At 63.9% G+C, this 13,604-nt stretch carries 12 protein-coding genes; 3 read left to right on the forward strand and 9 right to left on the reverse strand.

The window, feature by feature from the left end; all coding sequences use genetic code 11:
* The first annotated feature begins 42 nt into the window (after nt 1–42).
* Together C8D77_RS09635 and C8D77_RS09640 are read left to right on the forward strand one after the other, a co-directional pair.
* Complete coding sequence (locus C8D77_RS09635) at nt 43–1,302, forward strand: ABC transporter substrate-binding protein (protein WP_109661782.1); 1,260 nt, start codon at nt 43–45, stop codon at nt 1,300–1,302.
* Between the two features lie 142 nt (nt 1,303–1,444).
* Entirely contained in the window at nt 1,445–2,848 is a 1,404-nt protein-coding gene (locus C8D77_RS09640; protein ID WP_109661784.1) for an FAD-binding oxidoreductase, read from the forward strand.
* Nucleotides 2,849–2,861: 13 nt separating this feature from the next.
* On the opposite strand, the gene C8D77_RS09645 is transcribed toward C8D77_RS09640, so the two are convergent.
* The 8 genes from C8D77_RS09645 to C8D77_RS09680 form a co-directional block, all read right to left on the reverse strand.
* Complete coding sequence (locus C8D77_RS09645) at nt 2,862–3,662, reverse strand: ABC transporter permease (protein ID WP_109661786.1); 801 nt, start codon at nt 3,660–3,662, stop codon at nt 2,862–2,864.
* A complete protein-coding gene (locus C8D77_RS09650) occupies nt 3,659–4,531 on the reverse strand; it encodes an ABC transporter permease (RefSeq protein ID WP_109661788.1) in 873 nt (290 codons plus the stop codon). The genes C8D77_RS09645 and C8D77_RS09650 overlap by 4 nt, the downstream gene beginning before the upstream one ends.
* Nucleotides 4,528–5,631 carry an ABC transporter ATP-binding protein gene (locus C8D77_RS09655; RefSeq protein WP_109661790.1) on the reverse strand — a complete coding sequence of 368 codons (1,104 nt, stop codon included), beginning with the start codon at nt 5,629–5,631 and terminating at the stop codon, nt 4,528–4,530. The genes C8D77_RS09650 and C8D77_RS09655 overlap by 4 nt, the downstream gene beginning before the upstream one ends.
* Nucleotides 5,632–5,707: 76 nt before the next feature.
* Nucleotides 5,708–6,733 carry an ABC transporter substrate-binding protein gene (locus tag C8D77_RS09660; RefSeq protein ID WP_109661792.1) on the reverse strand — a complete coding sequence of 342 codons (1,026 nt, stop codon included), beginning with the start codon at nt 6,731–6,733 and terminating at the stop codon, nt 5,708–5,710.
* A gap of 52 nt (nt 6,734–6,785) precedes the next feature.
* Complete coding sequence (gene araD1, locus C8D77_RS09665; RefSeq protein WP_109661794.1) at nt 6,786–7,784, reverse strand: AraD1 family protein; 999 nt, start codon at nt 7,782–7,784, stop codon at nt 6,786–6,788.
* Nucleotides 7,785–7,816: 32 nt separating this feature from the next.
* On the reverse strand, nt 7,817–8,593 hold the full coding sequence (locus tag C8D77_RS09670) for an SDR family NAD(P)-dependent oxidoreductase (protein WP_109661796.1): 777 nt from the start codon (nt 8,591–8,593) through the stop codon (nt 7,817–7,819).
* Nucleotides 8,594–8,604: 11 nt separating this feature from the next.
* Nucleotides 8,605–10,332 (reverse strand): IlvD/Edd family dehydratase, encoded by a 1,728-nt coding sequence (locus C8D77_RS09675; RefSeq protein ID WP_109661798.1) that lies wholly within the window; start codon nt 10,330–10,332, stop codon nt 8,605–8,607.
* On the reverse strand, nt 10,329–11,072 hold the full coding sequence (locus tag C8D77_RS09680) for a FadR/GntR family transcriptional regulator (protein WP_109663241.1): 744 nt from the start codon (nt 11,070–11,072) through the stop codon (nt 10,329–10,331). The genes C8D77_RS09675 and C8D77_RS09680 overlap by 4 nt, the downstream gene beginning before the upstream one ends.
* A 109-nt stretch (nt 11,073–11,181) precedes the next feature.
* Between C8D77_RS09680 and C8D77_RS09685 the strand changes: the two genes are divergently transcribed.
* Nucleotides 11,182–12,111 carry an aldose 1-epimerase gene (locus C8D77_RS09685; RefSeq protein WP_109661800.1) on the forward strand — a complete coding sequence of 310 codons (930 nt, stop codon included), beginning with the start codon at nt 11,182–11,184 and terminating at the stop codon, nt 12,109–12,111.
* Between the two features lie 33 nt (nt 12,112–12,144).
* On the opposite strand, the gene C8D77_RS09690 is transcribed toward C8D77_RS09685, so the two are convergent.
* Nucleotides 12,145–13,590, reverse strand: coding sequence for an aldehyde dehydrogenase (locus C8D77_RS09690; protein WP_109663243.1), 1,446 nt, complete (start codon nt 13,588–13,590; stop codon nt 12,145–12,147).
* Nucleotides 13,591–13,604 lie beyond the last annotated feature (14 nt).

The raw sequence follows: 13,604 nt of genomic DNA on the forward strand, positions 1-13,604 counted from the left end.
TCCAGAGATCAAATACAGTTGAGTAACGAAAGGGGAACAACAATGGCAAAGACGATACTCCAACTCACAACCGCGCTCGCTCTTGTGACGATGGCGGGTGCGGCACAGGCCGCCGATTGCAAGATCACCGTCGGCCTCGTCATGGAACTGACCGGCCCGGCGGGCGAATACGGCCAGGCCGGCGCCAAGTCGGTCGAGATGGCCTTCCGCGACATCAACGCCGCCGGCGGCGTACGCGGCTGCGATCTCATCACCGACACGCGCGACAGCCAGAGCCAGGGCAACATCGCGGTCGACGCCGCCACCCAGCTGGTTCAGGTCAAGAAGGTGCCGGTCATCATCGGCGGCATCATCTCGTCGGTGTCGATCCCGATCCTGACCTCGGTCACCGCACCGGCCAAGATCGTTCAGGTCTCGCCGGCGTCGTCCTCGCCGACGCTGACCGCACTCGGCCGCGACGGCAAGACCAACGGCATCTTCTTCCGCACCATCACCTCGGACGCGCTGCAGGGCGTCGCCGCCGCCAAATATGCCGTCGACAAGGGCTTCAAGAAGCTGTCGATCATCCACGTCAACAACGACTTCGGCGTCAACATGGTGGCCGAATTCTCGCGCGCCTACAAAGCGCTCGGCGGCACCATCGTGTCCGACACGCCTTACAATGAGAAGCAGTCGAGCTATGCATCGGAAGTCACGGCGGCGATGGCCGGCGAACCGGACGGGCTCTATCTCGTCAGCACGCCGGTCGACGGCGCCACGGTTGCCCGCACCTGGATCTCGCAGGGCGGCGTGCAGAAATTCCTGCTCAATGACGGCATGAACAGCCCGGACTTCATTGAATCTGTCGGCGCCGATTATCTGAAGGAAGCCTACGGCACGTCGTCCGGCACCAGCCCGACGGCCTCGACGGAGTATTTCACCAAGAACTACAAGGAATTCTCCGGCATCGAACCGACCAATCCGGCGGCCGACCGTTCCTATGACGCCGGCGCGATTGTTGGTCTCGCCATCGCCATTGCCGGTTCGGAGGATCCGGCCAAGATCAAGGACGCCATGTACAAGGCGGTCGATCCGGCCGGCACGCCGATCTTTGCTGGCAAGGAAGAGTTCGCCAAAGCGCTCGGCCTGATCAAGGACGGCAAGCCGATCCGCTACGAAGGCGTCATCGGCCCGGTCGCCTTCGACAAATATGGCGACATCACCGGCCCCTTCCGCCTGTGGAAGATCGTCGACGGCAAGGTGGCGACCGACGGCGAAATGACCACCGACGACGTCAACGCCCTGCAAGCGAAGCTTCAGTAAAACGACTTGTCGTCCGGCGTCGATCCGATCTCATCGCGATCGATGCCGGACGGTCGGCCAGCCCCACATTGTCACGACCGATCATGCGGCGTTTGCACCGATCAGAGTTTGACCAGAAGCCGATCATGAATAGGATTGGCCGATGTCACCCGAAACACAACAACTTCTATCTGCTCTCGACAGTCGGCTGGGCGCCGGCGGCTTGCTCGCCGGTCCGGAGGTGGACCAGCGCTATCGCGACGATCCCGACGGCATGCTCGGCGCGCTTCCCGAAGCGGTGCTGCGCCCGCGTGATACAGAAGGTGTCGCGGCAGCACTTGCCGCATGCAACGATCTCGGTCAGCCAATTGTCGTCCAGGGTGGACGCACCAGCCTGGCAGGCGCCGCGCGTGTGCAGCCGGGTGAGGTGGTGCTGTCGCTGGAGCGCATGACCGGCCTTGCCGTTCCGGATCGCCAGGCTGCCAGCATCGTCGCCGAAGCGGGCGCGACATTGCAGGCGGTACAGGAGGCAGCCGACGGCGCCGGGCTGATGTTCGGCGTCGATATCGGCGCACGCGGTTCGGCCACGATCGGCGGCAATGTCGCCACCAATGCCGGCGGCATCCGTGTGCTGCGCTACGGCATGTACCGGGCGCAGGTTCTGGGGCTGGAAGCCGTGCTTGCCGACGGCAGCGTGCTGACGTCGCTCAAGGGCCTGCCCAAGGACAATTCCGGCTACGACCTCAGCCAGCTCTTCATCGGCACGGAAGGAACCCTCGGCGTCGTCACCCGCGCCGCGCTCAGGCTGCATCCCAAGCCGGCGTCCGAGGTCAACGCTTTCTGCGCGCTCTCCTCGCTCGACGCGGCGATCGCCCTGCTTGGGCTCCTGCGGCAAAAGCTCGGTCCACTCCTGTCCGCCTATGAGGTCAACTTCGCACCGCTCTATGACCTCATGGTCGCCAGCATGGCAATGCCGGCGCCGCTGCCGGCGGGCTCGCCCGTCTATGTGCTGGCCGAGATCCAGGGCAACGAGCCGGAACGCGACGGCGAGCGCTTCGCCGAGGTGTTGATGCAGGCGGTCGAGGATGGTGTCATCGACGATGTGGTGGTCTCGCAGTCGCCGCGCGAATTCCGTGCCCTCTGGGACGTGCGGGAGGACGCCAATCGCGTCCTGTTTTCGATCAAGGGTCTGATCGGCGTCGACATCAGCATCCCGCTGGCGCGCATGGGAACGTTCCTGGAAGAGGCGGACGCTGCCATCCATGCCATCGACCCTGGCGCCGACATCTATGTCTTCGGCCATCTCGGCGATGGCAATCTGCACTATCAGGTCCTGACGGTCGATCCGGCGGCGGCCTATGACATCGTCTATCGCGGCGTGGCGGCGGCCGGAGGTGGTGTTTCGGCCGAACATGGTATCGGCCTCGACAAGAAGAAGTGGCTGCATCTGGTGCGCAGCGATGCCGAGATCGCCACCATGCGGCGGCTGAAGGCAGCCCTTGACCCCAGGAACATCCTCAATAGGGGACGGGTCTTCGACCTCGGTCCATCAGCCTTGCCTCGATGATATCTGCCTGCACTCAAGTCCGTTCGGTCGCGACTTGCCTGGGGATGAGAAACCGGGCGGCGAGCACGCAGAGCAGCACGGTGAACATCAGGATCAGTGCCACCAGCGCATTGATGTCGGGTGAGAAGCCAAGCCGCATCATCGCCCACAGCCTGACCGGCAGCGTACTCTGGGTGCCGGTGACCAGGATGGTGATCATCGTCTCGTCGAACGACAGCGCGAAGGCCAGGATGGCGCCGCCAACCATGGCGCTCGATAGGTTCGGCAGGATGATGCGCCAGAACGTCTGCCAGCCCGTGGCGCCGAGATCGTAGGACGCTTCGACCAGCGTGCGGCTCATCGACTGCAGCCGCATCAGCACCGTGCGATAGACGATCGCCAGCACAAAGACCGTGTGGCCGATGACGACCGTCAGCAGCGAGCGTTCGAGGCCGATTTCGCGGAAGAAGATCAGCAGCGCCAGGCCGCTGATGATCGGCGGCATCAGGAACGGCAGGAAGATGATGAACTGCAGGAGCGAACGCCCGGAACGCCGGCTGTGATAGTAGAGTGCCAGCAGCGTTCCGCTGACCACGGACAGGACGACGGTGCAGACGCCAACGATCAGCGTGGTACGCAAGGCGGCCAATATGTCGTGATTTTCAGCCAGCGCGACATAGGTCGCAAGGGTCGGCGACGACCAGTCGACATTGCCATGCGAAATGGTGAAGAACGACGACACGATCGGCACGAACAGCGGACTGTAGAGCAGCACCGCGACCAGCGTCGTGATCGCAGCCAGAAAGATGGCGGACAGGCGGGGCAGGGCGCTCATACCGAAATCCCCCGGTTGCGCCCGAAGCGTTCGCCGATGAGGATTGCCGCGATCACCACGACGGCCAGCGCCACCGACAGCGCTGCGCCGAAGGGCCAGTTATAGGCCGTGCCGAACTGGCTGTAGAGGATGCGGCCGAAGGTGAAGCCGCTGATCCCGCCGACCATTTGCGGCGTCAGGAAATCGCCGATCGCCAGCACGAAGACGAAGCTCGCCGCCGAAGCGACGCCGGGCAGGCTGAGCGGCAAGGTGATGCGCAGGAAGGTCTGCAAGCCGCTCGCGCCGAGATCGTCCGAGGCGCGCAGCAGCACCTGCGGAATCCGCTCCAGCGACAGGAAGATCGGCAGGACGGCGAAGGGGATCAAGAGCAGGGTCAGTGTCAGCAGGATGGCGTTCATGTTGAACACGAAAAGCGTCGACGGTTCCTGCAGGATACCGAGCGCTACCAGTGCCTTGTTCAGGAAGCCGTTGAGGCCGAGGATACTGCGGATCGCATAGATCTTGATGACGTAGCTCATCAACAGCGGCACCAAGAGCAGCATCAGCAAGGCGTAGCGCCAGCGGCCTTTCAGCGTCGTCAGGAAATAGGCGGCGGGATAGGCAAGCAGGATGCAGATGATGGCCACCGAGACGCACAGCACGATGGTGTTCCAGAACACCGGGAGAAAGACCGGATCGGTGAAGAATCTGGCATAGTTGCCCAGTGACAACCCGTAGACGATCGTGCCCTGGTCGACGCTGAAGAAGCTGTAACCGAGGAAGATCGCCAGCGGCACCAGGACAAAGATCACCGGCAAGGCAAACGCCAGTACTGTCACCAGCAGCGACAGTCGTCTTTCCGCAGGCAGCGTCGAGTCGGCTTTGCTCATGCCAGCACCAGATGGCCTTCATGCGGCGCAAACGAAAGCGATACAGCCTCGCCGGATTTGAGCGCGCTGCCGTCGACCCGGCTCGGCACGCGCAGCCGCAAGCGTTGCGCGGCATTGTCGGCGCCAGCCGTGATGGTGGCGACGGTCGATGAGCCGGCAAAGGCCATGTCGGAGATCGTACCGGGAAAGCGGTTGTCGGTGTCCTTTGCATCCGCAAGATGCAAGGCCTCGGGGCGGAATGCAGCGTAGGCGCTGGCGCCATCCGTCGCGGCTTTCAAATGCGGCTGGTTGCTGATCGAGCAGACCAGGCGCCCGAGCGCCGTCTCGATCGATCGCAGCTCGCCCTGGATCGGTCCGAGTTTCCCGGCCACCAGATTGTTCTCGCCGAAGAAGCGCGCGACGAACTCGCAATTCGGCTTGTAGTAGAGGTCGTGCGGCGTGCCGAGCTGGCGGATATGGCCGGCCTCCATGACGCAGATCCGATCGGCCATGCCGATGGCTTCTTCCTGGTCATGGGTGACGAACAGGAAGGTGGTCTTGATTTCGCGCTGGATAGATTTCAGGAAGACTTGCATCTGCCGGCGCAGTTCGAGGTCGAGTGCCGCCAGCGGCTCGTCGAGCAGGATCAGGCGCGGCTGGCAGATCAGCGCACGGGCGAGTGCGACGCGCTGGCGTTGGCCGCCGGAGAGCTGCGCGGGAAAGCGGTCGGCGAAACGCCCGAGCTGGACCAGGTCGAGGGCCTCCGCGACACGGCGCGCGATTTCCTTGCGCTGGATATGGCGAACCGAAAGCCCATAGCCGACATTGCCGGAAACGGTCAGATGTGGAAACAGCGCATAATCCTGGAACACGGTGTTGAACGGCCGTCGGTTGATCGGCATGCGGCTGATGTCCTGGCCGTCCAGCCGGATCTCGCCTGAGGTCAGCGGCTCCAGCCCGCCGATCAGCCGCAGGACCGTGGTCTTGCCGGAGCCCGAAGGCCCGAGCACGGTGAGGAACTCACCGTCCCGGATCGACAGGTCGATGTCGTGCAGCACGGGAACCGTGCCGTAGGATTTCGAGACGGACCGCAGCGTCAGCAGGTCGGTGTTCTGGTTCATGAAATACTCTCGCATACGCTTCGGCGGTCCGGAACCTCCGGACCGCCGGGTCCTTCGAAGGCATAGAACGGAAAGGTCAGGGCGTGGCCTTGACCTCGTTCCACATGTCCGAACGCTTGAGCGGGTCCTCGACATTGTTGAGCCAGACCAGCTTGTCGTTGCCGCCGGCGCTGCTCGACTCGACCACGGTGTTGCCGAAGCCGGTGCGTTCGGAAAGCGCGCCGCTGACCTTCTTGCTCAGCATGAAGTCGATCCACTTCTCAGCCGCCGCATTGTCGCGGACACCCTTGGAAATGACCCAGTTGTCGAGCCAGGCAAGCGCACCCTCGCTTGGATTGACGTAGGCGACATGAGCGCCGATCTTCTGCAGCGCCTTGACCTGCTGCTGGCCGTAATTGGCCCAGATCAGGGCCACATCATTGTTCTGGTAGATCTGCTGCGCCTCGTCGGCGGTGGTGTAGAAGCTCAGCACGTTGCGCTTGAGTTCGACCAGCTTGGCCTTGACCGCCGCCATCTGCTCTTCGTTGAGGTTGAACGGATCCTTGTAGCCGAGCGTCAGTGCGGTGAACGAGAAATTGTGCTCGCCATTGTCGTAGGCCAGAACCTTGCCCTTGTATGCCGGGTCCCACAGAACCGACATCGAGGTCGGCGCCGGCTTGACCTTGTCGGTGTCGTAGATCAGGCCGATGGAGTCGAAGCAGAACGGAATGCCGTAGACCTTGCCGTCCTTGGTGACGCCGCTCACCGCCGTCAGATCACGAAAGCGCGGCAGCACTTCCTTCTGGTTGGCGAGCTTCGTGACGTCGATCGGCGACACCAGGTCGGCCTTGATGTAGCGCTGCAGCTGGGCGGTGTTGACGGCGAAGACGTCGAAGTCCTGGCCTTCGCTGCCCTTGATCTTGGCCCAGATCTCGTCGTCGCTGCCGATGAACACGACATCGACGCCGATGCCTGTTGCAGCGGTGAAGTCCTTGACCCAGTCGGCATCGGCGTAGCCGTCCCAGGCCAGAACCCGCAGGTTCGCGGCGAGCGCCGCCGATGTCATCAGGCCGATGCCGAGCCCGATCGTTGCCATTCTTAGAAACAGTTTTTTCAGTCCCATTTTCAATCTCCCATTGTCATTCTGGTGGACCGCAGTTTCCGGACCTTCGCCGTCACAGCTGGGTGACAGCGACCAGTCCCTCGTCCGGCACCGACACCATCCGGTTGCGCAGTGGCTTGCCGAATGTCTGTGCCTGGATTTCATATTCGTCGCCGGAAGCCGTCTTGACGCCGGAGGCGTAGCTCATCACCGCCGCGCCGAAGAAATAGGCATGCAGGTCGCCCGCCCTGCGGTGCATCGGGTAGCGGAAATGGAAGTGTTCGAGATTGGCGATCGAGTGCGACATGTGCGCTTCGCCCGACAGGAATTCCTGCTCCCAGATGACAGCGCCGTCGCGCAGGATGCGCGAATGGCCGCGCACTTCTTCGGGCAGGTCGCCGATCAGCAGTTCCGGACCGATCGAGCAGGAGCGAAGCTTGGAATGGGCGAGGTAGAGGTAGTTCTCGCCCTCCGTCACGTGGTCGGAATATTCGTTTCCGAGCGCATAGCCGATGCGATAGGGATGGCCGTCAGGCCCATTGACATAAAGCCCGACGATCTCGGCTTCCTCTGCACCTGCTTTCGCGAATGCCGGCATCGGCAGCGGCGCGCCGGGCGGCACAACGCAGGTGCCGACACCCTTGAAGAACCACTCCGGCTGGATGCCGATCTTGCCAGCGCCAGGCTTGCCGCCCTCCAGCCCCATGCGGAAGATTTTCAAGGAATCGGATTCGTCGGCACCTTCGCCATGGGTCAGAATATGCATCTGGTTGCGCGCAGCGGCACTTCCCGTATGGGTCAGGCCCGTGCCTGTGACCAGGAAGCGCGCCGGTTCCGGATGGTCGACCGGAGCGAGCACGCGGCCGTCGCGCAACAGCTGGTCGTAGTCGATCGTCGCTGTGCCGGTCCGTTTCTCGACCAGCGCTGCGATCGACGTGCCCTGGGCGATTGCCGCTTCGGCCAGCTCCAGCACGCTGCTGGTCTTTTCGAGCGGGTGCAGATGATTGCCGTCATCCGAGACACGGCCAACCCCTCTGCTGCCGTCGGCCATTCTGAACTGAACAAGACGCATGAACTAACCTTCTTCCTCTGAAACCGTACGGGTCACACCCAGCCCGCATCGACGATGAACTGTTGGCTCGTGCACATGCGGCTGTCGTCGGCGGCGAGGAACAGCGCCATGCGCGCGATATCGGAGGGCTGCAGCCGGTCGGGCAGGCACTGCCTTTCCGCGATCTGGCGTTCGCCGGCCGGGTTCAGCCAAAGACGCATCTGGCGCTCGGTCATCACCCAGCCCGGCACCATGCAGTTGACGCGGATGCGTTCGGGGCCGAGTTCGCGGGCCAGCGCCCGCGTCATGCCGTAAACAGCCGCTTTCGCGGTGACATAGGCTGGGCAATCAGGATCGCCGACCATCCAGGTGATGGAGCCGAAATTGATGATCGAGCCGCCGCCCTGCGCGCTCATCTGCGGACGCACCGCCTGCGCCGCGAAGAACTGATGGCGCAGATTGACCGCCATGCGGTCGTCCCAGTAGGCCACCGTCACATCCTTGGTCTGATGGCGATCGTCATTGCCGGCATTGTTGCACAGGACCTGGATAGGGCCGTTGTGCTGCATCGCCTGAACGGTTGCCGCCTGCAACTCTTCGACATTGCGCAGGTCGCAGGGAATGAACAGCGGTGCGGCATGTCCCTCGGCCGCAATCGCATCGACCAGACGCCGTGAAGGCCCCTCGGCCATGTCGACGAAGGCGACGCGGCTGCCTTGCGCGCAGAAATGGCGCACCAGGCTTTCGCCGATGCCGCTGCCGCCGCCGGTTATGAAGACGCTGCGGCCCTTGAGGCTTGGATAGATCGCGTAGCCGATTTCATCCGTCATCGCGCGCCTCTCTAGTGCGAATGCCGAGGAATGCCGGCATCGCGCCGGCCGACGAGAAAGTCGAAATCGCAGCCCTTGTCGGCCTGCAGCACGCGCTCGACATAAAGGCTCTGATAGCCACCTTCCGGCGGCGCCGGCGGCTTCCAGTCACGCCGGCGGATGGCGAGCTCTTCGTCCGACACCAGGAGTTCCAGCCTGCGGCCGGCGACGTCGAGCTCGATGAGGTCACCGTCGCGCACCAGCGCAAGCGCGCCACCTGCGGCTGCTTCCGGCGCCACATGCAGCACCACTGTGCCGTAGGCCGTGCCGCTCATGCGCGCGTCCGAAATGCGCACCATGTCGGAGACGCCCTGCTTGAGCAGTTTCGCCGGCAGCGGCATGTTGCCGACCTCGGCCATTCCAGGATAGCCGCGCGGCCCGCAGTTCTTCAGCACCATCACCGAGGAGGCGTCGATATCCAGCTCCAGGTCGTCGATGCGCGCGTAGTAGTGCTCGATGTTCTCGAACACCACCGCCTTGCCACGATGCTGCATCAGCTCGGGCGTTGCCGCCGACGGCTTGATGACCGCCCCGTCAGGCGCCAGATTGCCACGCAGGATCGAGATGCCGCCTTCCTTGGTCAGCGGCTGGCTCAGCGGCCGGATCACCTCGCTGTTGTAGTTGGGCGCGCCGTCGATCAATTCACCGATGGTCTTGGCGCTGACGGTCATGGCGTCGCGATGAAGAAGCCCCACTTCATCAAGCGACGCCATGACCGCAGCTAGCCCCCCGGCGTAGTAGAAATCTTCCATCAGGAACCGGCCCGACGGCATCAAATCGACAATGGTTGGAACGTCGCGGCCCAGTCGGTCCCAGTCGTCCAGGCTGAGATCGACACCGACCCGGTTGGCGATGGCGATCAGATGCAGCACCGCATTGGTCGAGCCGCCGATCGCGCCGTTGACGCGAATGGCGTTCTCGAACGCTTGCCTGGTGAGGATCTGCGCGATCGTGACGTCCCTGCGCACGAGATCGACGATCTGGCGTCCGGCCATCTGCGCGAGCACGCCACGGCGTGAATCCACAGCCGGGATCGCGGCATTGTCCGGCATGCCGATGCCGAGCGCTTCGACCATGCTGGCCATGGTCGAAGCCGTCCCCATCGTCATGCAGCTGCCCGCCGATCGGCTCTGGCCCTGCTCTGCGGCGAGGAAGTCGGCGACCGGCATGCGACCGGCCTTCACTTCCTCGGCGAATTTCCAGACATGGGTGCCCGAACCGATATCCTGTCCGCGGAACTTGCCGTTGAGCATCGGTCCGCCGGAAACAGCGATGGTCGGCAGATTGCACGACGCAGCCCCCATCAGCAGCGCCGGCGTGGTCTTGTCGCAACCGACCAGCAGGATGACGCCGTCGATCGGATTGCCACGGATGGACTCTTCGACATCCATGCTGACCAGATTACGAAACAGCATGGCGGTGGGGCGCATGTTGCTCTCGCCCAGCGACATCACCGGGAATTCGAGCGGCAGGCCGCCGGCTTCATAGACGCCGCGTTTGACGTGATCGGCCAGCGCGCGCAGATGGGCATTGCATGGGGTCAGTTCCGACCAGGTGTTGCAGATGCCGATCACCGGGCGGCCGTCGAAAGCGTCGGCGGGAATGCCCTGGTTCTTCATCCAGCTGCGGTGCATGAAGGCGTTCTTGCCCTCACCGCCGAACCAGGCCTCGGATCGCAGCTTGCGTTTGGTGTCCGTCACGATGTCTGTTCCCGATCCTGGCGGCGCTTGTTGCGATTTTCGACGCTGCGGCGCACGTCTTCCTCGGCATTGTCGATGAGCACAAGGAGTGCCTTTTGCGCGCCTGTCGCGTCGCCGGATGCAATCTTTTCGGCCACCTCCCGATGCAGCGGCAAAGAATGGCGCTGCCCGTCCGGATTGTCGTTGGAGAGGCGAAAGCTCATCACCAATGCGGTTTCGACGAGTGCCGCCAGCGAGCCGATCAGCTCATTGCCGGTCATGCGCAGAATGGTCTGGTGGAACAAAAGGTCAGGCTTGGCGAAGCGATCGCCGTCGTCGACAACGGCTTCCATTTCAGCCAGCGCGGCATTGATCTCGGCAATCTGTGCCGGTGTGGCGCGCTTGGCGGCGAGCGCGGCCGACATCGGCTCGATGGCCCGGCGCAGCTCGAACAGCGCCCGGACATCGTCGGCGCTGACACCGCTGGCGTAGCGCCACGACAGGACGTCCGGATCGAGGAAATTCCAGTCGGAGCGGGGACGCACCCTTGTGCCGGTCTTCGGCCGCGATTCGACAAGCCCCTTGCCGGCCAGAACCTTGATCGCCTCGCGCAGCACCGTGCGGCTGACCCCCAGCATCTCGCTGGAATCGTCGGCATTGGGCAGTGCCTCGCCGGGCAGGAAATCGCCTTGCACGATGCGCAACCCGATCTGCTCGACGACGGTCGCATGCAGAGCGGTGGAGCCGCTGGCGACCGCCACCGCAATCCTCGACGTTCGCGCCGTGCTGAAAGATTTCTTATTCTTCATACTATTCATATGATATGTCTTATAGGCGTGGCGATTGGAGTCAAGGGATGGGGGAGTGCCGATGACAAAGAATTCCGCTGCCGTTGCCGAGCAGCACCAAGAGCTGGTCTCGATCAGCGATGGCATTGCGACAGTTGAGATTGCCCCTGCCGCCGGCGGCGCCGTGGCGTCGTATCGCTGGCGGCAAAACGGATCAGTCGTGGATTGGCTGCGCCCTGCGGATCCGGCGGCGATCGACAGCCGCGATGCCGGCGCCATGGCCTGCTTCCCGCTGGTTCCCTATTCCAATCGCATAAGGGGCGGCCGCTTCGCATTCGCCGGCCGCGCCGTCGAACTGCCGACAGGGCCTGATGATCCGCACTATGAGCACGGCCATGGCTGGCGTCGGCCGTGGACAATCGTGCGGCACCAAGCCAGCACCACCGTCCTATCCTATCGTCATGCCGCCGATTCCTGGCCGTGGAGCTATGAAGCAAGGCAAGCGATCTCGCTGGTCGATGGCGGGCTGGTCATTGCCCTCTCGCTGCGCAACCTCTCGGACACGCCGATGCCGGCAGGCTTCGGGCTGCATCCCTATTTCCCGTCGACACCGTGGACGCATGTCCAGGCGTGGGTGTCCGGCATGTGGGAGACCGATGCGGAAATCCTGCCCACCCGGCACGTCCTGCCACCCGCTGGCGCCAACCCGACTATGGGCTTCGACGTGTCGGAGACGGACTTCGACACGGTCTTCACCGGATGGGCGCGCCGCGCGCGGATCTCCTGGCCGGAGCATGGACGGCAGCTGGACATCGAGGCCGAGGTGCCGCTCGATTTCCTTGTCCTTTACACGCCGCCCGGTGAGCCGTTCTTCTGCGCCGAGCCGGTCAGCAACATCACCGATGCCTTCAATCGCAGGAGTGACGCGGGCATCGACACCGGCTGCATCGTACTGGCGCCCGGGCAGATGCGATCCGCAAGCGTTCGCTTCACGCCTTCGCAGGCGGTCTGATTGCTAATGTCGAGCCGCCCAAGCGAGGCCGGGTCAGAACGGATAATGCTGGCCCGGATCCTCGATCGTCACCCAGCGCAAATCGGTGAACTCGGCGATCGAGGCCTTGCCGCCGAAGCGGCCATAGCCCGAACCCTTGACGCCACCAAACGGCATCTGCGCTTCGTCGCCGACGGTCGGGCCATTGATGTGGCAGATGCCGGCTTCGATGCGCGCGGCGACGGCAAACGCACGCTTGATATCGCGGCTGAACACAGCTGACGACAGGCCGTATTCGGTGTCGTTGGCGACACGCACGGCCTCGTCCTCGCCCTTCACGCGGATCACCGGCTTGACCGGCCCGAAGGACTCTTCGGCGTAGACGCGCATCGCCGGCGTGACATGGTCGAGCAATGTCGCCTCCACCACGGTGCCGGTGCGCTTGCCGCCGGCCACCAGCTTGGCACCCTTGGCGACGGCATCGGCGATGAGTTCCTCCATCTTGTCGGCCGCTTGGCTGCTGATCAGCGAACCGAGCACCACATGGCCGCGCGGGTCGCCGGCCGGCAGCTGCGAGGCGCGGGTGGCGAGTTTGGAGACAAATTCGTCGGCGATCTTTTCGTCGACGATCAGCCGCTCGGTCGACATGCAGATCTGGCCCTGATGCATGAAGGCGCCGAAGGTGGCGGCGTTGACCGCCGCGTCGACGTCGGCATCGTCCAGCACCAGCAGAGGCGCCTTGCCGCCGAGTTCGAGCAGCGCCGGCTTCAGGTGCCGACCGGCGAGTTCGACGATGATCCTGCCGACCTTGGTCGAGCCCGTGAAGTTGACGCGCTTGACCGAGGGATGCGCGACCAAAGCTTCGACAATGCCGGCGGCATCCCTGGGATCGTTGGTGACGACATTGATGACGCCCTTGGGCAGCCCGGCTTCGACCAGCACCTGGCCGATCAGCCGGTGCGTACCGGGGCACATTTCGGAGGCCTTCAGCACTACGGTGTTGCCGCAGGCGATCGCCATCGCCACGGCGCGGGTGCCGAGAATGACCGGCGCGTTCCACGGCGCGATGCCGAGGCAGACGCCGGCTGGCTGGCGGATTGCCATGGCCAGCGTGCCCGGCTTGTCGGAGGGGATGATCTCGCCCGAGATCTGCGTCGTCATCGCCGCCGCCTCGCGCAGCATGTTGGCCGCCAGCATGACATTGAAGCCGGCCCAGGGACCAGTAGCACCGGTCTCTTCCATCATCAGCCTGGTGAATTCGCCGACCTTCGAGGCCATCACGTCAGCAGCCTTTGACAGCAAGGCGCGGCGCTCGCCAGGCCCGGTCTTCGACCAGGCCGGAAAGGCGACCGCGGCGGCTTCGACCGCGGCATTGGCGTCGGCGATGCTGGCTGCGGCGGCGCGCGTCGCCAGTTTGCCGGTGAACGGGTCCATGCGGTCGTAGGAGGCCGAGCCGGACGCATCCCTTTTGTCGCCGTCGATCAGAAGTCCGATGTCCATGATTGTCTCCATCG

The organism is Mesorhizobium loti, from assembly GCF_003148495.1.
GTDB classification, from domain to species: domain Bacteria; phylum Pseudomonadota; class Alphaproteobacteria; order Rhizobiales; family Rhizobiaceae; genus Mesorhizobium; species Mesorhizobium loti.

What these genes read in the sequence shown, in the direction of transcription:
- C8D77_RS09635 (WP_109661782.1), top strand. Translation starts at nt 43, where the DNA reads ATGGCAAAGACGATACTCCAACTCACAACCGCGCTCGCTCTTGTGACG.
- C8D77_RS09640 (WP_109661784.1), top strand. Translation starts at nt 1,445, where the DNA reads ATGTCACCCGAAACACAACAACTTCTATCTGCTCTCGACAGTCGGCTG.
- C8D77_RS09645 (WP_109661786.1), bottom strand. Translation starts at nt 3,662, where the DNA reads ATGAGCGCCCTGCCCCGCCTGTCCGCCATCTTTCTGGCTGCGATCACG.
- C8D77_RS09650 (WP_109661788.1), bottom strand. Translation starts at nt 4,531, where the DNA reads ATGAGCAAAGCCGACTCGACGCTGCCTGCGGAAAGACGACTGTCGCTG.
- C8D77_RS09655 (WP_109661790.1), bottom strand. Translation starts at nt 5,631, where the DNA reads ATGAACCAGAACACCGACCTGCTGACGCTGCGGTCCGTCTCGAAATCC.
- C8D77_RS09660 (WP_109661792.1), bottom strand. Translation starts at nt 6,733, where the DNA reads ATGGGACTGAAAAAACTGTTTCTAAGAATGGCAACGATCGGGCTCGGC.
- araD1 (WP_109661794.1), bottom strand. Translation starts at nt 7,784, where the DNA reads ATGCGTCTTGTTCAGTTCAGAATGGCCGACGGCAGCAGAGGGGTTGGC.
- C8D77_RS09670 (WP_109661796.1), bottom strand. Translation starts at nt 8,593, where the DNA reads ATGACGGATGAAATCGGCTACGCGATCTATCCAAGCCTCAAGGGCCGC.
- C8D77_RS09685 (WP_109661800.1), top strand. Translation starts at nt 11,182, where the DNA reads ATGACAAAGAATTCCGCTGCCGTTGCCGAGCAGCACCAAGAGCTGGTC.
- C8D77_RS09690 (WP_109663243.1), bottom strand. Translation starts at nt 13,590, where the DNA reads ATGGACATCGGACTTCTGATCGACGGCGACAAAAGGGATGCGTCCGGC.